Here is a 25,951-nt window from a genome sequence, read left to right on the forward strand (position 1 = left end):
GTACAGGGGCAGCAATACGAACGATACTAACAAGGGAGCGATGAAAATTGGTTAAAGTATTAGAAGGAAATTTAGTAGGAAGCGGATTAAAAGTGGGGATCGTCGTTGGACGTTTCAACGATTTTATTACAGGAAGGCTGTACGAGGGAGCTGTAGACGCTCTAAAACGACACGGTGTTGATCTCGATGATGTAGAAGCTGCCTATGTTCCGGGAGCTTACGAAATCCCGATGGTTGCTAATAAAATGGCGGGCTCTGGAAAGTATGACGCTGTAATTACGCTTGGAGCAGTGATCCGCGGTTCGACTCCACACTTTGACTACGTGTGCGGGGAAGCAGCAAAAGGAGTTTCGCAGGCTTCCATTCAAAGCGGTGTACCGGTGATCTTTGGAGTCATTACAACCGACACGATTGAACAGGCCATTGAACGAGCAGGAACTAAGGCAGGCAACAAAGGCTGGGAAGCAGCAACGGCAGCAATTGAAATGGCGAACTTAAATCGTCAATTTGAAGTATAAGACACCAGGAGCATCGAGTTTCTCAAAAGGAGAGCTCGATGTTTTTGTATCTTTTGAGTACGATTATCTTCTTACATAAGCGGGTACTATGGGATACAGGGCAATTTGAAATGAGGGATGCAGCATGGGCACGAAAATTGTATGGTTCAGACGTGATTTACGGTTGAACGATCACACGGCCCTTTCACAGGCGGTACAGGATGCAGGAGAAGGCGATCGTATATTGTTTATTTTTCATATCCACCCTGAATTAGTTGAAGAATTCACTATCAGGCATGATTACTTTTTTCAAACGGTTCAGCACCTCGAGCAGAAATGTGAAAATATCGGGGCCCCTGTTCATTTTCTTTACGGAGAAGTCGATACTGCTTTCAAGCAGCTGATTAATCAAATATTAACTATTGATGCTGTGTACTTTAATTATGATGAGGTTGGATTCGGCAGAGAACGGGATGACTACATGACCAACTGGTTTAAGGATCATGCCATTACCGTATATTCGTTCATCGATCATCATATTCATTCGGCTGAGGAAATTCACAAACAGGATGGCAGCTTTTATAAAGTGTTTTCTCCATATTATAAAAAATGGCAGCAGGTGGATAAGCCTGGGATTAGGTATGTAGATAAGGACAAAATAAAGCATTACGGTATGGATGTACGGGACCGATTTAAAAAGGGCTGGAATAAATGGACATCCATTAAGGAACAATTTGAGTACAAGGGTGAGGATACTGGAGAAGAAGCTGCACTCAACAGACTGGATTGGTTTCTGGATGCAGCTGTATATGATTACCATAAAGAAAGAGATTTCCCTGCCATTGACGGAACAAGCTTAATGTCAAGATTCTTAAAGACGGGAGCCATTTCTCCCCGCACCATTTTTCACAAAGTGAAAGAAGAAACCGATGGGCGTAAAGGCCAGCAGGGCGTGGATGCTTATATTCAGGAGATTGCCTGGCGTGATTTTTATAATATGATTTATCATTTTTATCCAAATGCGCACGATAAGGAAATGGTGGAAAAGTATCGAGGCATTCACTGGGACAACGATGAAGAAGCACTGGAGCGCTGGAAAACCGGACAGACGGGCTATCCACTGATTGATGCCGCAATGAGGCAGCTCAACAAAACAGGATGGATGCACAATCGTTTGAGGATGGCTGTAGCTTCCTTTTTAACGAAGGATCTGCTGCTTGATTGGAGGCTTGGAGAACGTTACTTTAAAGAAAGGCTTGTGGACTATGATTCTGCTTCTAATATAGGCGGGTGGCAGTGGGCGGCATCTACAGGGACAGATCCTGTACCTTATTTCCGGGTGTTCAATCCGACGCGTCAGTCCGAACGATTTGATCCACATGGGCGCTTCATTAAACAGTGGATTCCTGAGCTGGAAAAGGTCGAAAAAAACGACATCCACGAGCCGTGGAAAATGCCGGACGACATCCAGGCCGGGGCGGAATGCATAATAGGAAAGGACTATCCCGCGCCGATCGTAGATCATAAAACTATGCGCAATAAAGCTATTGATCGATTTAAAAAAGTACAGGATTAATTATGGAGGGATTAGGATGACAACAAACCAAAATCGTTTAGAAAAATATGCAGAGCTGGCTTTAAATAAAGGGGTGAACCTTCAATCTGACCAGGGCTTGCTTATCAATGCCCCGATAGAAGCGGCAGATCTCGTTCGAATTATTACGGCTAAAGCCTACGGCAAAGGAGCTAAAAATGTCCACGTAGAGTGGAGTGATGAAATACTGAGTTACATGAAAATGAAAAACGCGCCAATGAGCGTGCTTGAGAATTTTCCAAAATGGAAAGTGGACGCTCTTGAAGGAATGGTTAACGAAGGCTACTCTTTACTTACTGTATATGGACCAGACCCGGACTTACTCAAAGGGGTGGGGTCAGAGCGCATCGCGAAAGCAAATAAAGCAAGCGGCGAAGCCTTGACGAATTACCGTGAATCCATTATGAATGATAAAGTTACGTGGTCGATTGTGGCTTACCCTCAAGCTGCCTGGGCTGAAAAAGTATTTCCGGAAGATACTACATCGAACGCGCAGAAGAAATTATGGGAACAGATTTTTCATATTACCCGTATTGATCAGGATGATCCTGTTAAAGCGTGGGATGAGCATAATGAAGAACTGCGTCAGGCGAGGGAGTATTTGAACGCGAAGCAATATAAGAAATTGCATTTTAAAGGCCCGGGGACGGATTTATCGATCGACCTTGTGAAAGACCATATTTGGCATGGAGGATCTGCGACTTCCGAACAAGGCATTGAATTTAATCCGAACATGCCGACGGAAGAAGTCTTTACAATGCCTCATAAGTATGGAGTGCAGGGAACTGTCAGCAGCACGAAACCGCTCAGCTATGGAGGCAATTTGATTGAGAACTTTACGTTAACCTTCGAAAACGGGAAAGTGGTTGATTATACCGCTGAAGCAGGAGAAGAAACGTTGAAGCATTTACTGGAATCAGACGATGGGGCAAAGCGGCTTGGAGAGGTAGCAATCGTACCTGATGAATCACCGATCTCACAGTCTGGACATATCTTCTTTAACACTCTTTATGACGAGAATGCCTCCTGTCACCTGGCTTTAGGAAAAGCATATCCTACCAACGTTAAAGGCGGTTCAACCATGACGAAAGAGCAGATGGATCAGCAGGGCGTAAATGACAGCTTCGTACACGAGGACTTTATGATGGGGTCTGCAGAGCTTGATATAGATGGAGAAACCCAGGACGGGACGTTTGAGCCTATTTTCCGCAACGGCGGCTGGGCCATTGAATTTAAATAAATAAGTAGAACCTTTTTCAGCTTGCAGAGAAAAAAGATTTTCTCTGCAAGCATTTTTTTTTGAAATCCAACAGCGTCCAGAGAATAAAGTCTGGACGCTGTTATACTTCTAGTCTAGGTAATTATAAAATCCCGGGTTTAAAAGAGTGTCTGCCAGGGTGTTTGCGCTTATGTTCCTAAACCTTTGTTAAATATTGCTTGGACATGGAGATGAATTCGCGAACCGAAAACGGTAAGTATTTATTTTTTTTCCACACCATTCCCAGCTCGAGGCTTAAGTTTGAGTTCACGAGCGGAATCGCCTCAATCTGGCGGTCTTGAATGTTATTGGCTATTTCCCCCGGCAGTAAGGCGATCCCCATTTTGGCTTCGACCATTTCGATCATGAAGTCACGGTGGGAGCTGTGGCAGACGACATTCGGACTGAATCCTTTCGTACTGCATTCTTCGAGGATCCGGTCATGAAGGGAGAAATCCTGCCTATAGAGAATGAATGGCTCTTCGTTTAGTTCAGTTAAATCAATTCTTGTTTTCTGAGCCAGGTGATTATCCTTATGAACAAGCAGCATAAGGGGATCGTTGATCAATTCGAGCACTTCCAAATTTTCATTTTTTACAGGTACGTTGCACACTAACCCTATGTCCAGAGACCCATCCTCAACTCCGTGTTTGATCATTTTGGATCCAACTTCGCTTAAACGGATTTTAATTTGAGGGTGCTGATCGCGATAGTAACTGATCAGCTTCGAAAAAAACGCAGCCCCGGTGATCGGGGGGATGCCGATTTTAATTTCTCCATTCTTAAGTTCAATGATATCGCTTAACTCAGAGGTTAAATTATGAAAGGCGTCTAATACGTCAATGGCGTTAACGAGCACTGCTTTTCCGGCATCGGTTAACTCTACCTTCCTGGAGCGGTAAAATAACGGCACGCCCAATTCATCCTCCAGCTGCTTTACGGCTTTACTGAGTGAAGGCTGGGAAACATGCAGGGTGGAGGCTGCTTTTGTAAAACTTAATTGTTTAGCCACTTCTGAAAAATATTCCAAATGACGAATGTCCAAACGATTCACTCTCCATTTGCCTTAGATTTAAAGGATTATAACGAATAGGAATAATGATCATTCCAAATATATATTTTTGGTATGGTAAATTTTATTATATGATAAATAACAACAAATAGATAGAATCTTGCGACAGATTTTTGTAAGCGTTTTACACCATTTATTCTTTAAGGAGGAATGTACGGTGAAAGACTATGTATCTGTAGGAAAATTAAAAGTGGCACCTGTTTTGTATGAGTTCATCAACAAAGAGGCCATTCCAGACAGCGGCGTTTCCAGTGATGACTTCTGGTCCGGGTTAGAGGCGGTCATTCATAACCTTGCACCAGAAAACAAAGCCTTATTAAAGAAGAGAGACGACCTTCAGAGTCAAATCCACAGCTATCATAAACAAAATCCTGTGCTGCAGGCTGAGGCATATCAGTCTTTTTTAAAAGAATTAAATTATATTGAGCCGGAAGTAGAAGATTTTCAAGTATCTACTGAAGATATTGATGATGAAATCGCAGTGCAGGCTGGTCCTCAACTCGTTGTGCCTGTCAATAACGCCCGTTATGCTATCAATGCAGCGAATGCCCGCTGGGGAAGCTTGTATGATGCATTATACGGGACCGATGTGATTAGTGAAGAAGATGGGGCGGAAATCAAAGGTGATTATAACCCGGCCCGGGGGGAAAGAGTCATTGCATTTTCAAAAGAGTTTCTTGATGAAAGAGTACCATTAGCGCAAGGCTCTCATAAGGATGTCGAAGCTTACCAATTCTTTGACGGACAATTGGTTGCAAAGCTGGCAGACGGTGAGACCACGGGACTGCAGGATAAAGGTCAATTTGCTGGTTTTTCTGGAGAACCCGAAACACCTAAAGCCATACTGGTGAAAAATAATGGTATTCATCTGGAAATTCAGATCGACCCTACTGATCCGATTGGCCAGACTGATCAAGCAGGCGTGAAAGACGTTCTCGTTGAATCAGCATTAACGACGATTATGGACTTCGAAGACTCTGTAACCGCAGTCGATGCCGAAGATAAAGTAGAGGTGTACCGAAATTATTTAGGCCTGCTAAAAGGAGATTTATCGGTGACCTTCCCAAAAGGTGACAAGCAGGTAACAAGGAGACTGAATCCTGACCGTACGTACACCACACCGGACGGCAGTGATTTAACGCTGCCTGGCCGCTCCCTGATGTTTGCGCGTAACGTCGGGCACTTGATGACCAGCGATGCAGTCATCGATGAGAACGGGGAAGAGGTTCCTGAAGGGATCATGGATACCGTGATCACCGGGCTGCTTGCAAAGCACGATGTGTTAAATAACGGCCAATACCAAAACTCCAAAAAAGGTTCCGTGTATATCGTGAAGCCGAAAATGCATGGATCTGAGGAAGTCGCTTTTGCGAATGATCTGTTTAACCGGACGGAAGACTTGCTCGGCTATAAGCGCAACACGTTGAAAATTGGAGTCATGGATGAAGAACGCCGGACGACATTAAATCTTAAATCCTGTATTCATGAAGTTAAAGAACGGATCGCTTTTATCAATACCGGTTTTCTTGATCGTACAGGGGACGAAATCCATACGTCCATGGAAGCAGGGCCGATGATCAGAAAGAACGATATGAAAGGCTCCGCATGGCTTAATGGCTATGAGCGTTCGAATGTCCATGTCGGTCTTGCCAGCGGATTCCAGGGAAAAGCCCAAATCGGCAAAGGCATGTGGGCTATGCCTGATTTAATGGCGGATATGCTGGAAACAAAGGACGGACAGTTAAAAGCAGGCGCGAATACTGCCTGGGTGCCATCGCCGACAGCAGCTACCTTACACGCCCTCCATTATCATCAGGTTGATGTAGCAGAGGTGCAAACCGAGTTGTCGAAAAACCAATCGGATGACCAAGCGGACATTCTGCAAATACCGGTTGCGGAGAATTCGAATTGGAGTTCAGAAGAGATTCAGCAAGAGCTGGATAATAACGCACAGGGGATTCTTGGGTATGTAGTCCGCTGGGTAGAGCATGGAATCGGCTGTTCGAAAGTGCCGAACATCGACAATGTTGAACTTATGGAGGATCGTGCCACTCTCCGTATTTCCAGCCAGCATATGGCGAATTGGCTGCATCACGGAATCGTGAATGATGACCAGGTACTGGATACGTTAAAACGTATGGCTAAAGTGGTTGATGAGCAAAACGCAGAAGATCCAGAATATCACCCTATGGCTGCTGACTATGAGGCATCCATCGCTTTTCAGGCTGCATGCGAACTGGTGTTCAAAGGGTATGAACAGCCGAGTGGCTATACCGAGCCGATTCTGCATCGCCGCCGTAGAGAAGTGAAGGAGAAAATGTACGCAAATAAGTAATTGTTTACGACATATCAACAGAGCCATTAACTTAAGGTTAGTGGCTCCTGTTGCATATAAAGTAGTTTATTCTATCTACGAGATAACTTGTCAGATATGTGATAACAGATAGGAGTGATGGGTTCTGAACGTCGAAAAGATTTCTGCGAAAAAGGTATCTGAACGTGTGGAAGAGCAATTAGAAACTTTTATCCGTTCTGGAACGTATCAGCCTGGCGAAAAGCTGCCATCGGTCCGTGAATTATGTGACCTTTTTGACGTAGGAAGATCTGCAGTAAGAGATGCCGTCACGTCGTTAAAAGGCAAAGGGCTGGTGGAAATCAGGCAGGGGGAAGGAACGTACCTTTGTCATTTCAACTCGGCTAAGCTGCTTGATCAGTTTCTGCTTTTACCGAATATGGAAGACATTGAAGCGTTGTTTCAAGTAAGGGAGATGTTAGAGGATGGAATGGTAAAGCTTGCGGCGCAGCACCGGACAGATGAAGACCTGCAAGCGATGGAGGAAGCTGTAAACGAAATGAAAGCGAAGGGTGGAGAGGATCAAGGTTTATCTGATTATCAATTTCACACCAGCATTGCCAGGGCTTCAGGCAATCACATCCTTTGTCAATTGATGGATTTCATCTCATCGTCAACGAAAAAATCGATGGTCGACTTTCATAGCGCTATTGCTTTAGATTCCATACTATTAAGAGAAGTCATCCAGCAGCACGAACGGATTTTTGCACATATTAAAGCGGGGGAAATTGAACAATCTGGCAAAGCGATGATGGATCACCTGGAGTTTGTAAGAAACTTTATGAAAAAAAAGGGCATAAAAGAAAACGCTGAATGTTAATACGAAAAAAGAGGTGATGAAAGTGGGAACAAAAGAGGTGCCTCAAGAGCCTAGAAAAGACACATCGGTTTCTTTAGCTGACGCGTTCGGTAACAGGGGTGCGGAAGTGCTTACACCAAAGAGTGAAGAAGAAATAGCAGAAATCCTCCAAAAGGCAAATCAAGAAGGAAAGAAGATAGCGGTTGAAGGCGGGGGGAGCAAACGCGGGTATGGCGGCACGAAGGAGCATTATGATTACACCCTTTCGATGGCCGGGAATAAAGGGGTTGTAGAGCATAAGGTCGGTGATATGACGGTTACGGTACGAGCAGGGACGACGATTACTGAGCTTCAGGATTTTCTACAGGAACACAATCAAATGATCTCTATTCATCCGAACTGGCCGGATCAGGCTACCATAGGTGGAGTCATCGCCGCAAATGAAAGCGGTCCCAAAAGATTAAAGTACGGATCGGCAAGAGATTTAGTGATTGGTTTAAGGGTGGTCTATCCAGATGGAGAGATTATTCGGACCGGGGCGAAGGTGGTAAAGAACGTGGCCGGTTATGACATGAATAAACTGTTTGTCGGATCGATGGGGACGTTAGGAGTGATCACAGAAGTTACGATGAAACTCCGTCCGAAGCCTAAATGTGAGAGTCTTGTCCAGGTGTCCGTACCTGAAGAAAAGCTGCAGGATTTAAAGGATCTGGCTGTAAGGGTTCAGGATTCGATGATCGAACCCGTTTCTCTTGAACTATTGAACACGGCCTTATCGAAAAAAATAATAAATCAGGAGGCCTATACGCTGCTGATCGCTTTTGAGGATGTAGAGAAGTCATGCCGTTATCAAGAGGAATGGATTTATAAGCATAAACCAGAAGGAGCTGATGTGGAAGTCATCCATCAACAGGAAGCACATCATTTTTGGAAGACGTTTAAAAACCTGGAACCCAGCGGCCTCACCGCCCCTGCTTTTGAAGAAACACAGGCTGTGATTAAAATAGGAAGTAAAAACATGGATGTCTATGAAATTATGAAAGAGTCGGCAGGTATCGAGGCAGGGGTGAAGGTAGAAGCTCATGGCGGCCTCGGCCACGGAATTAGTTACTATACATTGTCAGGACCGGAGCGGAAAGTTATTTCAGCCATCCAGCATCTGCGAAGAACCGCAGAAGAAAAGAAAGGCTATGCCATCGTGAAGCATCTTCCATATCACCTGCGGGACGAAATTGATGTATGGGGCAAAAAGACGTCGTATTTTTTCTTGTTTGAGGGAATTAAACGTACGATCGATCCGAAGAATACTTTAAACCATCAACGGTTTATAGGAGGGATTTAATTTGCTTAAGGAAATGGCAGCGCCCGAAAAAACAGCTCCTTGTTCATCAGCAGGTTTAAGCAATTATTTCAGTGCCGACCATCCGGATGAAGATAAATGGGCAGATTGTGTCCACTGCGGGATGTGTTTAGAAGCCTGCCCCACTTATTTAGAAACCGGACAAGAACAGCATTCTCCCCGCGGCCGTGTGCATTTGATTAAATCAGTGGCGGAAGGAAAAATCCAGCTCAAAGAACAATTCGCTGATCCCGTCTTCCAATGTCTTGACTGCCGCGCGTGTACCACGGCCTGTCCGGCAGACGTCGATGTCGGTGGATTGATCGAGGAAGCCCGCGGTCAGGTCCGGCAGGCAATGCCGCTTAAAGGGTGGAAGGGTGCAGTCAGCACTTTCTTCTTAAAAGGGTTGTTCCCTCACCAGGAGCGCATGCATACCGTCAGTGGGCTGCTTAAATTTTATCAGAAAAGCGGACTGCAGAAGGCAGTGCGTACGATCGGGGCATTAAAAGTGATGCCTGATCACCTGGCTTCTATGGAGAGCATCATGCCAGAGCTGCAGACACCGGTTCAAAAGAAATATAAAGATGTCGATGTCATTCCAACCAAAGGTGTACCTAAAGCGAGGGTATCCATGCTCACAGGCTGCATTATGGATGTCATGTTCGGGGACATCAATCAATCCACCATCGACGTCCTGACTCATAACGACAACGAAGTCACAATTCCGAAAAAGCAGACATGCTGCGGAGCTCTGCACGTGCATGCAGGGGACCGGGAAAAGGGAAGAAAGCTTGCGAAGCAAAACATTGAAGCATTTGAAAATTCCGAGAAAGTTGTTGTCAACGCAGCAGGATGCGGGTGTGCGTTAAAGGAATATCCGGAACTATTTAAAGATGAACCGCAATGGAAAGAGAGAGCTGAAGTTTTTGCAGAAAAGGTGGAGGATATATCCAAGTATCTTTATGATACGGGGTATGAGAAACCGCGAAGTTCTTTGAATAAAAAAATTACGTACCACGATGCCTGTCACTTAGCACATGGACAGGGTGTCCGACATGAACCGAGGCAGCTGCTAAAGGATATTCCAGGCGTCGAATATACCGAGCTGTCTAATGCTGATACGTGCTGCGGAAGCGCAGGAATCTATAACATTACGAATCCAGAGATGGCTGAAGCGGTGTTAGATCGAAAAATGGAAAATGTCCCGGAGGATGTTGAGATGATCTCAATGGGGAATCCTGGCTGCATGCTGCAGATGGCAATGGGGGTCCGGAAATACGGACGGAAAAGTGAAATCGTTCATACCGTTCAACTGCTCGACTGGGCTTATCAGAAAGATGAGCAAAACGCTGGTCTCGAGAAGTCAATAGCTGTAGCAGGAGAGGAGGAAGCCTGATGTTTGGAAGCAAAAAGAGAAAAAAACCGCAGAGAGACCCTCATATTAACAAGCTGATCGAGATTGTCGGGGAGAAAGAAGTGCTTTATGAAGATGCTGACCTCCTGTCTTATGATTGTGATGGCTTCACAGTCCACAAAGCAATGCCTAAGGCTGTTGTTTTTCCGGCAAATACAGAAGAAGTGGCTGCCATTGTCCGCTATTGTTCCACCAATAACATCCCTTTCCTTGCCCGTGGTGCAGGTACGGGATTAAGCGGAGGGGCAATACCGCTGAACCGTGAAGTGATCATCAGTCTAGTGAAAATGAAGCATCTGCTCAGTGTCGATTACGAAAACCGGCAGGCTGTCGTACAGCCGGGCTTTGTCAATTTGAAATTGACCAATTCTATTTCGGACAAAGGGTATTATTACGCTCCCGATCCATCCAGTCAATATGTATGTACGATCGGCGGAAATGTCGCGGAAAATGCGGGTGGAGCTCACTGCCTGAAATACGGGGTAACAACGAACCATATCCTTGGCCTTGAAGTCGTTCTGCCAAATGGTGAGATTATTGAAATCAGCGAAGCAGGAGTTCCGGACAGCCCGGGATACGACGTGATGGGGCTGCTGACCGGATCTGAAGGGACACTTGGCGTCGTAACAAAAATTACCGTGCGAATCTTGAAAAATCCAGAAGGAAAGCAGACCGTGCTCGCCTATTTTGACCATATCGAAGATGGCAGCCGCGCAGTGTCCGATATCATTTCTGCCGGAATTGTACCTGCTGCACTGGAAATGATGGACAAGACGGCAATAGAAGGAGTGGAAGCAGGGGCTTATCCTGTCGGGCATCCTGATGATATTGAAGCGCTCCTGCTCATAGAAGTGGACGGAATTAAAGCCGGAATCAGTGAACAAATTGAAGAAATTCTCAACGTCTGCCGGGGACGTAATGTGAGAGAAGTGAAGGTAGCTGAAAGTGAAGAAGAACGGGGTCGTTGGTGGGCAAACCGCAAGACAGGCTTCGGAGCAATGGGGGCGATATCGCCCGATTACCTTGTCCAGGATGGTGTGATTCCGAGAAGCAGGCTTCCTGAAGTGCTGGAGAACATTTATGAGATCAGCAGAGAATCAGGATTAAGAATCGCAAATATCTTCCACGCGGGAGATGGAAACCTTCATCCCTTAATTCTGTTTGATTCCCGCAAGCCCGGGGAGACAGAAAAAGCTTTAAAAGCAGGGACAGCCTGCTTAAAAGCCTGTTCCGATGTAGGAGGGTCAATTACTGGAGAGCACGGCGTCGGAATTGAGAAGAAGGAAGAAATGCGTTTTGTATTTACCGACGAAGAATTAGAAGCTCAAATCAAAATAAGGGAAGTGTTTAATCCAGACGACCTGCTGAATAAAGGGAAGCTTTTCCCTACGCCGAGCCGCTGTATGGATGTGAAGAAAATAGTGAAGGACACCGTGGCTGTCCAATAATAGAAGGAGGAGTAAGTGGTATGAAATTTGCCAGATTTGAATACAAAGGTGAAGTTCAATATGGAGTCGTAATTAAAGACGACGTTAGTGTGGTTAAGGGAAATATTTATGGAGATTGGGATTACTCCGGGGAAGTGCTGCCTCTTGAACAGGTGGAGTTGTTAGCTCCCGTCAATCCAGAGAAGATACTCGGCATCGGAGCAAACTATGTAGGCAGTAAAGAGGAGAAGCCAGATCAATTACCCGAGATTCCGGTTTTCTTTTTCAAGCCTGCCTCCTCAGTTGTCGGTCCTGAAGCGGAAATTGTTATCCCGGAGGTAATTGATGAAGTCAAATTTGAGTCCGAATTGGCTGTAGTTATCGGGAAAGAAGCTAAAGACATCGAAGAAGAAGAAGTATTGGATCATATTTTCGGTTATACGATAGGGAACGACGTAACAGCACCGCAGCTTTTCCACGAAAACGGGCATTGGACCTTAGGAAAGGCGTTTGATACTTTTACCCCGGTCGGTCCTTACATCGAAACAGACCTGGACCCCTCCAGCGTCTCAGTTAAAGCCGATATCAATGGAGTAGAAACCCAGGACAGCCCCACTGATCTAATGATTGTCTCGCTGACATACATGGTTTCGTATTTATCGAAAGTGATGACACTAAAGCCGGGGGACTGTATCTTAACAGGCAGTCCACTTGGAGCACACTTTGTCAAAGACCAGGACGTAATTGAATGTAAAATTGATGAAATCGGAACGTTGAAAAATAGAACCGTAAAGTCCTCAGTGTCTGTAAATTCCTAAAGTAACTATCTTCACTCCCTGCTCATTCAGCGCTGTCTTCCTATGCTATAATGAAGACAATTGGGAGTGAGGTGAGTTCTTTGGAACGGATGAATATGGTCAAATCAGTCGGCAGGGCAATGGACGTTATAAACGCGGTAAGTACGAGCAGAAATGGCATGGGTGTCACTGATATTGCCCAACAGATGGATATCAATAAGAGCTCGGTCTATAGAATTCTGCATACATTAGAAGAGTATGGGTTTATTGAGCAGAATGAGGAAAGCGGCAAATACAAGCTTGGTTATAAGCTGCTGGAAATCAGCTCACGCTTATTGGAATCGATTGACTTAAGGACAGAAGCGCAGCCGTTTCTAAAGACACTCGAGAATTACACGAGTGAAGTCATCCACTTGGTCGTCTATGATCAAGGCGAAGTAGTATATTTAGAGAAGATGGAAGGGACAGAAACCCTGCGGATGCATTCTAAAGTCGGCAGGCGCGCCCCTATGCACTGCACATCGGTTGGAAAGGTAATCCTCTCTCAACTGCCGGAACGGACCGTGTTAGACATTATTGAAAGAAAAGGCCTGCCGAAGCATACGGACCATACGATCACAGATACCGGTCTGTTTCTAACCGAATTAAAGAATGTGAAACAAAAGGGCTATGCTTTAGATTTAGAAGAAAATGAGCAGGGAATTATTTGTATCGCAGCCCCTATTTTTGATCATACACAGCAGGTGGCCGCTGCTTTAAGCATCTCAGGCACCTCCCTTAGAATGACTGAGGAGAGGCTCACTGATTTAAAGGATAAAGTAATTGACGCAGGAAGAGGGATATCCGCACGTTTAGGGTATCTTCAGTAGAGAAGCAAAACGCAGGTCACCATATCAGGCTGTGGGAACCTGCGTTTTTTGTCGAATGTTATGAAAATGAATTGATATAACACAATTTTCTGAATATGATTGAAAATCCTCAAAGGTAACCGTATAATTATTACGAAAACGCTTACAAAAAAACTGATATTTTTTTAGTTCTAATTTGAAACGTTGTTGCGCAATAAGAAACGAAAAGGAGGGCGGAAGTATTCACCGAAGTCATATGACAATAAAATCATTGGAGGGTGAATCATGAATACCGGAACGTTAGCGTTATTATCACTGTTACCGATTATTGCTGTTGGGATTTTTCTCGTAGGACTCAGATGGCCGGCAAGTAAAGCGATGCCTATCTCGTACATAGTAGCCATCTTACTTGCCCTTTTCGTCTGGCAGGTTCCTGGAGCGACTGTCGCAGCAGCTTCGATTAATGGACTCGTTGTGGCTGGTACACTTCTTTACATCATCTTCGGCGCAATTCTTTTATTAAATACTTTGCAGGAGAGCGGAGGGCTCAAGACAATCCGTCAAGGTTTCATTGATGTGTCCCCGGACCGTCGTATCCAGGTGATCATTATTGCATGGCTGTTCGGTGCTTTTATTGAAGGGTCAGCAGGTTTTGGTACTCCGGCCGCGGTTGCCGTTCCCTTACTCGTTGGGTTAGGGTTCCCGGCTATGGCAGCCGTGATAGCGGGAATGGTCATACAGAGCACGCCTGTTTCCTTTGGTGCTGTAGGCACACCGATGCTTGTTGGTGTGCAGTCAGGTCTGGCAGCTGACGCCGGCATTACGGATAACTTTCTCGCTCTTACAACCATGGTCGGCGGCCGTGCCGCTATTCTTCACGCCATTGTCGGTACATTGATTCCTTTATTTGTCGTAGCGCTCATGACTCGCTTTTTTGGTAAAAACAAGTCATTCAGTGAAGGCATCAAAGTGTGGAAATTCGCTTTATTTGCAGCCTTTGCGATGACGATTCCATATGTAATTGTCGCTAATGTCCTCGGCCCTGAATTTCCTTCCATGATCGGCGGTTTAGTTGGATTGGCCATCGTTGTGCCTGCAGCTAAGAAAGGTTTCCTCATGCCGCCTAAAGAAGAACATTGGGATTTCGAGGAACAGTCCAAGTGGGATCCCTCCTGGACAGGAAAAATTGAGATTAAAGATATTGCTCACAAAAGTGGAAAAATGTCGATGTTCCGGGCATGGACGCCTTACATTCTAGTAGGTTTGTTCCTGGTGATGACACGTTTGACCTTCCTGCCTTTAAATGAATGGTTAACTTCGGTAAATGTAACAATGGCAAATATTTTCGGTACGGAAATAACGGCAAGCTTTCAGCCGCTCTATTTACCAGGCACTATATTTGTCGTTGTATCGCTGATCACGTTTGCGATTCATCAGATGAACGTCAAGTCTTTCAAGAGCGCGTTGTCTCAATCAGGAAAAACCATGATTCCGGCTTCTGCTGCACTTCTTTTTACAGTGCCTATGGTCCAGGTGTTTTTGAACTCCGGAGGGGGAGCGGCAGGATTCGGAAGTATGCCGATTGAGCTCGCTAATGGAGTAGCTGCTGTAACAGGTGACTTATGGCCGCTGTTCTCTTCCTTTGTCGGAGGCCTTGGAGCTTTTATCGCTGGCAGTAACACGGTCAGCAATATGATGTTCTCTTTGTTCCAATATGACGTAGGATCTCAAATGGGTGTCGACGCTACCTGGATCGTCGCCCTGCAGGCGGTCGGGGGAGCGGCCGGGAACATGATTTGTGTGCATAACGTTGTAGCTGCGTGTGCCGTCGTCGGATTAGTCGGTAAAGAAGGGGATATTATCCGGAAAACAATTTTCCCATTCCTTTACTATGCTTCCTTTGCCGGGGCTCTTGGTTACTCGATCGTATGGACAGCAGAGAAAGGGATATTCAATGTCGGAACTATCATCGCAGCGATCATAACGACGATTGCGGTTTATATCATCGCTACGAATAAGAATCGTGATCCACTGGCTGACCTTCAGCACAAACGAAAAACGGTTTAAATCAATTCAGATGAAGTGCTTAAACCTTGCAGGATATGGCGAGATGCCTGCAAGGTTTTTGTTGTGGAAAGTTTTAATAGGGAAGGTTGAATTTCTTTACAAGCCGGCGAACCTTTAGGGGTTCGTTTTTTGTGTCAATTCAATGTAAATTCTATTTAAAAGATAACACCCGTAACATATACGTTACAGTTTGGTTAAATCAAAGTGAAAAGTTAGTCAATTAAACGTCAAGTATGTTAAAAACGTAGAAGACAGGTTTTAAAAACTGTAAATTGGTGTAAGTATGTATTATAGAAAACAAGAAGGTGAAAACATGAAGCGGGAAGCACTGTTTGATAACGCAAAGCTGATCCTTATCTTTCTCGTTGTGTTTGGCCATATGGTACAGCCAACGACGGACGGATCAAGAGAAATGTATACAATTTACACTTGGATTTATACGTTCCACATGCCGGCATTTATATTTCTGGCCGGATTTTTTGCTAAAGCGTCTGGAAATAAAGATTATATTATTAACTTAGCTAAAAAACTTATATTGCCCTATATCATCTTTCAGTTTGTCTTTACAGCATACTTTCTTTTTATCGGAAAGGACGACTGGCTGAACGCACCATTCTATCCTCACTGGTCGCTCTGGTTCCTGTTCAGCTTGTTCTGCTGGCACATCCTGTTGATCCTGTTTAGTAAAATATCCCCATGGATCGGGATTGCGGCTGCTGTGGCCATCGGTGTCATCGTGGGGTATGCGGACAGTATTGACCAAACGTTCAGTCTATCAAGAACCTTTGTTTTCTTTCCGTTCTTTCTTGCCGGATACTGGTTAACGAAGGATCACGTAAAAAAATGGAGAAGTGCTGTACCAAGAGCGGCAAGTCTTGTATTTATGATTGCTCTAGGCGTTATCATCGCTTTGGCGCCTGAGTTTAATTCAGACTGGCTTCTTGGTTCCAAGTCATATGCAACGATGGGCGCGATTGAGCTAGGCGGTCTCATCCGCTTTGGCGTCTACCTTATTGGGGCATTAATGACGATGAGTGTGCTGGCATGGATTCCTAATAAACATTTCAGTTTTACGCCCCTTGGCGGTCAGACACTCTATGTCTATTTGCTGCACGGATTTATCGTTCAACTGTTTAGACAGTATGGCTGGGTTGAAATTAACAGCGTTCTGGATTTCACCGTATACTTTGTATTATGTGGGTTTATCGTGTATCTGCTTTCCACGAGCACGATCCGGACTCTTACACAGCCTCTAATTGAAGGCCGTTCGGCATTATTAAGGAAGCAGTTTACAAATATGAATGATTCAAATCGATATCGAACGAATTAAATAAGTGAAGTGCTCCCTTACGTTTGAAAAAGCTATTCTTGTGAGAGAATAAGCAAAACAGAAGGGGGTACTTTTTTTATGACGAATATTCTTATGGTGGCAACAAACGTGGATCAGATCGGTGATCAGCAGACCGGCTTGTGGCTGTCTGAATTTATAGAGCCTGCGACAGAGTGGACTCATGCAGGTTTTGAAGTGACGGGTGCAAGCGTGAAGGGCGGCAGAATACCGATCGATCCTAACAGCTACAGCAATGAGCTTCCTCGTGTATGGGATGGAGTGATGGAGCCTATACATGACACGGTTAAACTTACAGAAGTGAATCCAGAAGAGTACGATGCCATCTTTTTCTGTGGAGGTCATGGAGCGATGGTAGATTTTCCAAACAATAAAGAAATAGCAGCTCTGCTTGATCATTTTCAGCAAAATGATAAATTAATCGGTGCCATCTGCCACGGCCCTGCAGCTTTTATTGGAAACCAAAATGTAAATGATATTTCTTTTATAAAAGGAATTAAGATAACAGGCTACTCGAATGAAGAAGAAAAGAGAACAGGATTAGCAGATGTGATGCCTTTTTTATTAGAGGATGAATTGAAGGAAGCTGGCGGGAGCTATGAAACAGGCGGAGTTGAAGCTGATCATGTCGTCGTGGATCAAAATTTCATTACAGGCCAGAACCCGCAATCGACGCATCGTATAGCTGAGGTATTTAAAGAACATCTATCCTCATAACGGTTCCCGGAGATTTAACATAGCAGGGAAAAATGAATAAAGCATAAAATAATCCGAACGATTCCATTGAAATCAGTTCGGATTATTTATGTGGCAAGAAAGTTTCTTACCACCGCTCTGTCAAACGCTTCACGGCCTTAAGCTTTCTCGGAAAGCAAAGAGCGCTTTCCTGCGGGAGCTTCGACTCGCGCTGTTCCCACAGGATTCTTGAGCATTTTAATGGTCTGCGTTTATATTATTTAATTTTTCTTTTTTTGACATCATCGCTTAACTTATGTCACAGCTTCGTTTATTTTAAGATTAAAAAATCAAGTGAGCAATCAAAGCGATAACCGGAAGAGTGATAATGGTACGTAAAAGGAAAATGATGAATAAATCCTTCAGGTTAACCGGAACTTTGGAGCCGAGCAGCAGTCCGCCTACCTCAGACATATAAATCAACTGAGTCACGGAAAGGCTGGCAATGATAAAGCGCGTCATTTCACTTTCAATGCCCGAACCGATTATTGCCGGCAGGAACATATCAGCAAACCCGACGAGAATCGTTTCCGAAGCCGCTTGAGCTTCTTCGATCTGCAGCAGCTCAAGCAGCGGTATGAACGGATAGCCGAGCCACGAGAAGACAGGTGTGAATTCTGCCAATACGAGAGCAATCGTTCCTAATGCCATAACAATAGGGGCGACGCCCATCCACATGTCTAAAATGTTCTGTCCGCCTTCTTTAAAAAATTTACCCGGTCCGCTGGCACGGCTCCCCCGCTCGACAGCCTGGGTATAAGCGTACGAAAATGTGTTGTGCTCATCAGGGATTTCTTCTTCGATGTCGTCGGCTTCCTCAGTAACATACGTGTCTGCTTTACGGGACAACGGTGGAATTCTAGGCATAATGAGGGCAGCTACTAAGCCTGCTGCGGCTACTGTTAAGTAAAAAGGTATAAACATATGACCCAGTCCCACTTCTTCAATAACAACGATACTAAACGTAATCGAAACGACAGAGAAGGTGGTACCGATGACGGCAGCTTCACGCTTTGTATAATATCCTTCTTCATACTGCTTACTTGTCAGCAGGACCCCGATCGTTCCGTCTCCTAACCATGAAGCTAAGGAATCAATTGAAGACCGTCCCGGCAGTCTGAATAAAGGGCGCATGACTTTTGTCAGCAGGACTCCGAACATTTCCAAGAGACCAAAGTTAAGGAGTAAAGGCAGGAATAGGCCGGCAAACAAAAATACGGCAAACAGCACATGGAGCAGACTGTCCAGCAGCAGTCCTCCCGTAACGTCGGAAATAATCGCCTCAGGTCCAACCTGAAAATATACCATAATGGCAAAAACCATCCCGAGCACGCGGATTGCTACCCAGACCCACGGCACATTAAATAGTGATTGGAAGAAAGGGGTGCGGTCTAATTTTTCAGGACCGGCGATTTTAACAAGCAGAGTGATAATGGCTGTAATGGAAATAATGAGCATCATAATAAAGGATAATTGGTCAGCCAGGCCTTCCTCGACCCAGCCGGCTAATATGGCAATGAGAATGGTGACACTTCCGTCACTGGAGAAGGGAACCATAAATAAAATGATGCCGAGTAACGAGGGGATAATAAATTTCAAATGAGATAAAGGGCTAAAGTCGCCTGCTTTCATAAAAGAGCTCTCCTGTCAAATAAAAATAGAATAATTATGCAACGTTATTAATTTTAATACGAATGACCTAAAAAACCAATAGAAAAATATAGTTTCCTTTACAATTCTATATAATAGTGGGAAATTCCTGCTAGGAACCGATATATTTTTTCAAAATTCGATCAACGCCTGATCCATAAGTTTCCCCGAAGATGTTTAAATGGACCAGCAGGTAGAAAAGTTGATAAATTGGTTTAACCTCTTCGTACTCCTTGCTTAAAGGTGTAACTTGCTGGTAAGACGAGTAAAACGATGAGGCAAATCCTCCGAATAATTCTGTAAATGCAATTTCAAACTGTGGGTCGCCGAATAATACTGAAGGATCGATTAAATAGGGCTCACCAGAGCTGCTCGTTAAATAATTTCCACCCCATAAGTCGCCGTGAAGCAGAGCAGAGGCTGGGTGCATAGGAATAAAGTCTTCTAAATGACTTAACAAGTTTTCTAAACGATCCTGTCTCTTTCCGCTGATACGCCCGTTTCTCATTCCCAACTTGTATTGACGGTAGAGCCGGTTATCTCTATAGTACTCGACCCAGCTGTCTTTCCAGTCATTGGGCTGGTCAAGCTCGCCTACAAAGGTATCTTCACTAAACCCATAATTCTTTGCCGTATGCTGATGCATTAAGGCAAGATTCCTGCCTAGTTTCTCTGATGATTGCGATGGCCCATTTCCATTACCATCGATCCATTCGAGAGCAATTAATGCTGTTTCGTCGGGCTCAGGTTCATCGTAATAATAGACCTCCGGAACAGAAACTGTTTGAGTTTGCCGAATGGCTTCAAGTCCTGCAGCTTCAGCCTTAAAAAAATGAGAAGGAACGTTTCGATTCCCTTTCATAAAATAAGAGCGTTCATCCGTGGCTGTATAAAACGCATCATTAATGTCACCTCCGCTGACGGGCTTTATTTCCCGAATAGCTGAATGATCACCGATTTGATTTAGTACGCGTTCAATTTGCTGTTTCATAATAAACCTCCTGACTAAATGAGTGATTGATTCATTCCCTAATTCAATAAAGCGTAATCTTAAGAACGTATAAATTCACATAAAAAAGAACCAGAAGACGATCCCCTCTGATTCTTTAGTGTAATAAAGTGTTGCTGGGATCCACGCCAAATTCCTTTTCGTACGCATAAATCGTGTTGATTTCAGCAAACCCTATGTTTTTATACAATTTTTCAGCCTGTTCGTTATTGGTGCGGACAGAAATCGTTACAATTTCTGCTTTATATACGTAAAAAGCATACTGCAGAGCATGTTCAAGTAAAGCAGAGCCGATTCCTCTGTCTCTTGCGGAAGGGTGGACGTTGACGAAGCATATTTCTCCTTCATCAGTACCTACCAATTCAAAGTAGAGGTATCCTTTTAAGCTTCCGTCCGATTTATATCCCCACAGTTTATTTGTATGTTTCTCTGACAGGTCAATCATTTCATTCGTTGTATAATAAGCGCCTGAAGGATGGAGCTCATCAAGCTCCTTATGTTCGTGCTCCTGAATTTCTTCGATGCTCTCTTCTTTCTTGGTCGAAGGGGAGAAACGAGAGTGATGCAGAGCTAATGTTTTTTCTATATTATAAAGGTTAAATTGGTGACGACCGGCAAAAGCCACGAGATCGTTATTTGCTTTAAAGCAGGCGACCTTAACGGCGTCAAAATGCAGTTGAATGGTCAAAGAAGCTTTGTCCCACAGCCCTTCAATCACTTCCGTTCCTTTCTTTAGTGAATAAGGGCCGAGCAGCCGGCACAGCTTTTGCTCAAAAAAAGGCAGAATACCAATGAAGCCTACAATTTCTTCATCTTCCCAGGCGACAAAGGCAAGTGGTTCGTGAAATTGAGTCAGCGTCCAAATCTGCTCGAAAATTTCATTAGGATCGGAAGCCAGCCAGGCTACGTAATGTTTATCCTGCTCATTCATCCCGTGCAGCCACTCGGCTACTGTATGTAATTGCTTCACCTCTAGCTCTTGTATGTGCATAAGAATCACCTTTCTCCCTTTTGTTAAAAGCATGCCACAATAGGGAAGGGGAGTAAAGAAAAAACCAACCAGTGCGGGGGCTGGTTGGTTTTAGGTCTTATTTAGGTCCTTTCCCTTTCCCTGGGTGGCCTTTCCCTTTTCCAGGCTTATCTTTTCCATGACCTTTCCCGGGCTTATCTTTTTTGGGGCCTTTTTCTTTATATTCAATTTCATATTCAAACGGTACAGGATTTAGTTCATCCTGAGGGGCTGCATAGTATGTGGTCATATACGTTTTTCCAGGGCGGAAGGCTTTCTTAATGTTTAAAGCGTCTTCTTCCGTCACGTTAAATGGATCGACTTCAATCACCTGATGCTTGCCGCCTTTGTTTTCTTTAATGAAAGTGACACCATAGTTGACATAGTTTTCTTTTAACTCATTTTCGTTGACAAAATCTTCCTCAATACTGCTGTTGCCATTAAGAGCAATGTCAGCTTCAGGGATCGTAATATTATCAATAAACCATCCCTCATTAGTTGTTCCCCAATCAGTTAAGTAGCGGAAAGAGACGAGCACCTCTTCACCGGCGTATTCAGATAGATCGAATGTTTCATTTTCGTACCCATCAAATGTTCCTGTGAATCCAGGTACATTTTCTTTGATCTTAGGGTAGCCTTCCTCGACAACGTCAGAGCGGGTGTTCTCGTTCTCTAAAGAAGTCCATGATTCTCCATTATCGGTAGAAACCTGTACTACTCCGAAATCCCATTGCTCTTCAATGTCAGCGTAGTGGTCGAAATTTAATGTTGCTTCGCTTAAGCCGGTAAGATCTGCTTCAACGATTAGTTTGTTATCGACTTCATCTCCGTCACCGCCAAACAGTACTTGTTCTCCGCTTCCTAGAGGGTCGTCCGTTGTTTCCCATTGAATGGGCATGAAGTCAATGCCGTTAAAGGTGAAGTCTTCTACTTTTTGTCCTGGTTCAATGTTGAACTCTTTAAAGTCTGTACCCCAGGCTGGAACACCATCTTTTTGATAGTCTTTTGCCTTTTCAAAGTCTACGGTCATGCCGCGGGTATCACCTTCATCACCTACAGGTAGGTCGCGGAGATCGATGTTTTCGAAGCCGTATAATCCGCCTTTGTATTTGTTATCATCCAACACTAAAGCAGACGTAAAGTCCTGATAGACTTCGTTAAAAGATGCATCGATTCCGAACTCTTCAAAAGCCTGCTCATAGCTTTCAATACTGTTCAACTCACTCTTAGCTACATAACGGATGAACTCTTGTCCAAATCTTTCATAGTTATATAGAGTGAACAGCTGTACTAATCCATAGTCAGCGATTGTTTCAGGCCCAGTTTCTGCATCGTAATGCTCGTCCCAGCTGGTAAGGGAGTTTTCCGGGTGGTCAAGCAGGAAGTTGATCGAACCGCTGTCCATCCCATAGCCGCCTAAGAATTCAGAGAAGGTAGACATCCCTTCATTTAACCAGCTCGTTTCATCGCCGTCATTGTCAGCATGGATTAAGTGCTGCAGCTCATGGATCGTTGTTCCGAAGAATGTGCTCTCAAGTCGAGTGTCCCAATCTCTTGAATCGATCGTAATCATGTTTCGGTCTGTATAGTTTTCTAACGTCTGCCAGAAGAAACCGGCAACGAAAAACGGGTATTCCGGGTCATCGTAGTTTTCATCTTTGACATTATCGACCATAATCATTACTTTGTCGCCGTCACCTTCATAGTAGCCTTCAGGCAGACCAACCAATTCTGGCAGAGTAGCATTACTTCCATCCAATTCATCAGGCGTACCAAAGAATTCAGTAGCCACAGGGTACATATTACTGTCGAATTCTTCCGTCATTTTTTCCACTTGCTCCTGGGTGATCTCATGGGCAGGGCGGGGATCTCCTTCCCCAAACGATAAGTCATTTGCGACCCACACTTCAGCATGCTCACCGACACTGCGAAGCGTAAATTCTTTAAATGTTAAATCACGATCGAGAAATTGTTTTGTTTCCCCTTCACTGTATGTAGAACTTGCTGTATTGTTTTCTTCTCCGGAAGATGATTCCGCATCCAGGTTGGCGCTCTCTCCGTTTTCTTTAATCTTTTGGTTAGCTCTCTGCTCGAAACCTTCCTGCTCAGATTCCTTCTGGAGTTGACCGTCAATATCAATACGATCGCCGTAACGTTTCGTGTTCCAGTTTTTGTCTGTTGAACTTGCACTGACGTCCGAGGCTGCAGCAGGGGAGAACAGCGACAGGGTAAGTGCACTGACTGATAGCAAAGCAGTCAATTTCTTTTTCATGTGCATGAATACCTCCTATGTGGAATTTATTTCGTGACCCGCAATTTCCATTATAAGGGGTAACCATGAAATATTCAAAATATTTTGAATAGTAAATTGGAAGGATTTTTAAGTCAAACGGTAAATAAGTTTGTCGAACTTTAGTCTTATAATATAGACATAATTGACTATATGTGGTGGTTTACATCTTTTATCACAATATGATGACGGTTCAGGGTGAAACATTAGTACCGTAAAGGGTCAGTCATTAATCGTCATACGTCGACCGGCCGAATAATCCAAGGGCAAGCAGAACAAACAGAATGATGAAAAAAGCAATAGCTTCTCCGTCAAAAGTATTTTCGTTCATAGATTTTCCTCCTTCAGTCATTTAACTTTTGTTTAAAGGCTTCAATGACGTGATCAATACTCATGTCTCCATTGTTCTTTAAAAAGCGTTGCAGCTCATCCACTTGAGGGTTTTTGGGACTGCGGAACTCCCCGATCATTCTTAATTCAACTTCTCCATCACGTGAAATGAGGACGCGGTCCACGGAGAGCTGGCCGCATAAGATGAGAATGGCGGCAATAAATTCAAGGCTTTTATCAGCAAAAAGATCATCCTTGTTTCGATTTTGTTTTTTTCGCATAACGAAAGCCTCCTTGTCTCTGGTTCTAAGAAACAGATCGCGCAGTTAAAGTAGTATACGTGGGCGGGGGACAGTATGTGTCAGCGTAACCGTTCCCGACTCAGGAATTTTCTTTAGCAATTCCAGATTAACAACAATATCGGCAGGGTAATGGTTAATGGGTTGAAAAGATTGGAGAGACGTGCAATGCATGATCGTTTTAAATACATATCGATTTATCGAATTTCAGTTATTGTCTGGATGTCTATAAAGTTCCTGCTTCAGATTTTCTGGTTTAAACATACGAATCGGATTTGGGATAAGGAAACGAAGCAGAAATGGGAACGCATGCTCATGAAACAGGCGGAAGAGTACAGGCGCAATGCCATCCGTCTCGGTGGTCTCTTAATTAAATTCGGCCAGTTTCTCAGCTCCCGCGGAGATTTACTGCCTCAATCGTTTATCCGCGAACTGGAAGGACTGGTCGACAGGGTAGAGCCTGTGCCTTTTAAATTCTCAAGGCAGACTATTGAAGAGGACTGGGGAGGACCGATTGAAGAGCATTTCCGCCATATAGATGAGAATCCGGTTGCTTCAGCTTCCATTGGAGAAGTGTTTAAGGCGGAGCTTCACGATGGAACACCTGTGGCTGTCAAAGTGCAGCGCTACCGCGTAAGAGATATCTTCCAGATGGACTTTAAAGCGCTGCGGATTGTATTTTTTATACTGTCTACCTTTACGAAGTATGGAAAAAAAGCTGATCTTCCCGCGCTTTACCGTGAGGTTGTTGCCGTGATTACCAATGAACTTGATTTCACAATGGAGCTTTCAAACGGCAGTCATTTTAAAAAAAGATTCAAAGACTTTAAAGATGTTTATATTCCTGATTACTATAGTGATTTATCAACCAGGCGTGTCCTTGTAATGGAATGGATTGAAGGAGCCAAAATTACCGATTTGGCGTTTATTCACCGTCACCAGATTAACCGTGAGCACATAGCCAAGGTATTATTTGATCTTTGTGTAGAGCAGTTTCTGTTCGCAGGGATGTTTCATTCAGATCCTCATCCGGGAAATTTGATGCTGAAACCGGATGGGACCGTTGTGGTGATTGATTTTGGCATGGTAGGTGAAGTGAAACAGCGCGATGCCAACTCCATTCGGATGATGGTACAGGGCTTCATTTTAGATGACTATGACCGTGTCATTGATGCCCTTTGGGAAATGGACTTCCTTCTATCCAATGCCGACACGGAAAAAGTGAAGAAGATGATAAAGCAGACAACTGACATGTATTTAGATGGAGAGATTGATAAACTGGACGCCCATTTAATGAATGACATCTTAGAAGACCTGCAGGATTTTATAAAAGAACAGCCGATTCAGCTGCCTGCGGATTATGCTTTTCTCGGGAGAGCTACTTCGATTATTGTAGGAGTACTCACTTCGGTTTACCCCCAGGTGGACTTAGTGGAATGGGGAAGGCCGGTGATCAAGAAATGGATGACAGGCGAGAGCTCCAGTTTTTCCTTATATAAAGATATTGCAAAGGATACAGCGAAACCGCTTATGTCTCTCCCGCGCGCTTTAATTGAATATTTAGAGGATGGCGACAAAGAAAGGGAATGGAAAACAGAAAATCATCAGCAGCGTTTATTTCATCAATTTTACCTTTTCTATTCATGGATCTCTTTCCTGCTGCTGATTGGGGGGACTGGCGGGCTCCTGTATATTATTAATACAGGTGGCTCACAGTTCTTGGTTTTAGCGTGGATCGCGGTTTCTCTCGGTTTTCTCGGTCTGTTCGTTACAGGAATTAAACATTTTCGTATGATCAAAAATATCAGACAATAAG

At 44.3% G+C, this 25,951-nt stretch carries 20 protein-coding genes; 14 read left to right on the top strand and 6 right to left on the bottom strand.

Annotated features, from left to right (window positions below):
* Nucleotides 1-47 precede the first annotated feature (47 nt).
* From ribH to LF822_RS11145, 3 genes are all read left to right on the top strand, one after another.
* The gene (gene ribH, locus LF822_RS11135) at nt 48-518 is read left to right on the top strand and encodes a 6,7-dimethyl-8-ribityllumazine synthase (protein WP_253924097.1); all 471 of its coding nucleotides are present in this window, start codon (nt 48-50) and stop codon (nt 516-518) included.
* Between the two features lie 124 nt (nt 519-642).
* Nucleotides 643-2,073 carry a cryptochrome/photolyase family protein gene (locus LF822_RS11140; protein ID WP_253924098.1) on the top strand — a complete coding sequence of 477 codons (1,431 nt, stop codon included), beginning with the start codon at nt 643-645 and terminating at the stop codon, nt 2,071-2,073.
* 16 nt (nt 2,074-2,089) lie between these two features.
* On the top strand, nt 2,090-3,331 hold the full coding sequence (locus LF822_RS11145) for an aminopeptidase (RefSeq protein ID WP_253924099.1): 1,242 nt from the start codon (nt 2,090-2,092) through the stop codon (nt 3,329-3,331).
* A 175-nt stretch (nt 3,332-3,506) separates the two neighbouring features.
* Here the strand turns inward: LF822_RS11145 and LF822_RS11150 are convergent, their stop codons facing one another.
* Entirely contained in the window at nt 3,507-4,394 is an 888-nt protein-coding gene (locus LF822_RS11150) for a LysR family transcriptional regulator (RefSeq protein ID WP_253924100.1), read from the bottom strand.
* A 184-nt stretch (nt 4,395-4,578) separates the two neighbouring features.
* Here LF822_RS11150 and LF822_RS11155 point away from each other — a divergent pair, with 184 nt between their 5' ends.
* From LF822_RS11155 to LF822_RS11200, 10 genes are all read left to right on the top strand, one after another.
* On the top strand, nt 4,579-6,756 hold the full coding sequence (locus tag LF822_RS11155; RefSeq protein ID WP_253924101.1) for a malate synthase G: 2,178 nt from the start codon (nt 4,579-4,581) through the stop codon (nt 6,754-6,756).
* 166 nt (nt 6,757-6,922) lie between these two features.
* A complete protein-coding gene (locus tag LF822_RS11160) occupies nt 6,923-7,594 on the top strand; it encodes a FadR/GntR family transcriptional regulator (RefSeq protein ID WP_253924102.1) in 672 nt (223 codons plus the stop codon).
* A gap of 16 nt (nt 7,595-7,610) precedes the next feature.
* Nucleotides 7,611-8,915, top strand: coding sequence for an FAD-binding oxidoreductase (locus LF822_RS11165; protein WP_256521846.1), 1,305 nt, complete (start codon nt 7,611-7,613; stop codon nt 8,913-8,915).
* A 13-nt stretch (nt 8,916-8,928) separates the two neighbouring features.
* Entirely contained in the window at nt 8,929-10,308 is a 1,380-nt protein-coding gene (locus LF822_RS11170) for a (Fe-S)-binding protein (RefSeq protein WP_253924267.1), read from the top strand.
* Complete coding sequence (locus LF822_RS11175) at nt 10,308-11,774, top strand: FAD-binding oxidoreductase (RefSeq protein ID WP_253924105.1); 1,467 nt, start codon at nt 10,308-10,310, stop codon at nt 11,772-11,774. Before LF822_RS11170 ends, LF822_RS11175 begins: the two co-directional genes overlap by 1 nt.
* A 20-nt stretch (nt 11,775-11,794) precedes the next feature.
* Nucleotides 11,795-12,571, top strand: a complete 777-nt coding sequence (locus LF822_RS11180; protein WP_253924106.1) for a fumarylacetoacetate hydrolase family protein — start codon at nt 11,795-11,797, stop codon at nt 12,569-12,571.
* 80 nt (nt 12,572-12,651) lie between these two features.
* Nucleotides 12,652-13,419 (top strand): IclR family transcriptional regulator, encoded by a 768-nt coding sequence (locus tag LF822_RS11185; protein WP_253924107.1) that lies wholly within the window; start codon nt 12,652-12,654, stop codon nt 13,417-13,419.
* 264 nt (nt 13,420-13,683) lie between these two features.
* On the top strand, nt 13,684-15,465 hold the full coding sequence (locus tag LF822_RS11190) for an L-lactate permease (RefSeq protein WP_253924108.1): 1,782 nt from the start codon (nt 13,684-13,686) through the stop codon (nt 15,463-15,465).
* A gap of 313 nt (nt 15,466-15,778) precedes the next feature.
* On the top strand, nt 15,779-16,795 hold the full coding sequence (locus LF822_RS11195; protein ID WP_253924109.1) for an acyltransferase family protein: 1,017 nt from the start codon (nt 15,779-15,781) through the stop codon (nt 16,793-16,795).
* A gap of 78 nt (nt 16,796-16,873) precedes the next feature.
* Entirely contained in the window at nt 16,874-17,530 is a 657-nt protein-coding gene (locus LF822_RS11200) for a type 1 glutamine amidotransferase domain-containing protein (RefSeq protein WP_253924110.1), read from the top strand.
* A 300-nt stretch (nt 17,531-17,830) separates the two neighbouring features.
* Here LF822_RS11200 and LF822_RS11205 read toward each other — a convergent pair whose 3' ends face one another.
* The 5 genes from LF822_RS11205 to LF822_RS11225 form a co-directional block, all read right to left on the bottom strand.
* Nucleotides 17,831-19,180 (bottom strand): YjiH family protein, encoded by a 1,350-nt coding sequence (locus LF822_RS11205; protein WP_253924111.1) that lies wholly within the window; start codon nt 19,178-19,180, stop codon nt 17,831-17,833.
* Between the two features lie 130 nt (nt 19,181-19,310).
* Nucleotides 19,311-20,189 (bottom strand): fructosamine kinase family protein, encoded by an 879-nt coding sequence (locus LF822_RS11210; RefSeq protein WP_253924113.1) that lies wholly within the window; start codon nt 20,187-20,189, stop codon nt 19,311-19,313.
* Between the two features lie 115 nt (nt 20,190-20,304).
* A complete protein-coding gene (locus LF822_RS11215) occupies nt 20,305-21,198 on the bottom strand; it encodes a GNAT family N-acetyltransferase (protein WP_253924114.1) in 894 nt (297 codons plus the stop codon).
* A gap of 97 nt (nt 21,199-21,295) precedes the next feature.
* Nucleotides 21,296-23,488, bottom strand: coding sequence for a M6 family metallopeptidase (locus LF822_RS11220; RefSeq protein ID WP_253924115.1), 2,193 nt, complete (start codon nt 23,486-23,488; stop codon nt 21,296-21,298).
* 362 nt (nt 23,489-23,850) lie between these two features.
* The gene (locus LF822_RS11225) at nt 23,851-24,117 is read right to left on the bottom strand and encodes a hypothetical protein (RefSeq protein ID WP_253924116.1); all 267 of its coding nucleotides are present in this window, start codon (nt 24,115-24,117) and stop codon (nt 23,851-23,853) included.
* Nucleotides 24,118-24,303: 186 nt separating this feature from the next.
* Here LF822_RS11225 and LF822_RS11230 point away from each other — a divergent pair, with 186 nt between their 5' ends.
* A complete protein-coding gene (locus LF822_RS11230) occupies nt 24,304-25,950 on the top strand; it encodes an ABC1 kinase family protein (RefSeq protein WP_253924117.1) in 1,647 nt (548 codons plus the stop codon).
* Nucleotide 25,951 lies beyond the last annotated feature (1 nt).

Source organism: Halobacillus sp. A5, assembly GCF_024189315.1.
Taxonomy (GTDB): Bacteria; Bacillota; Bacilli; order Bacillales; family Halobacillaceae; genus Halobacillus_A.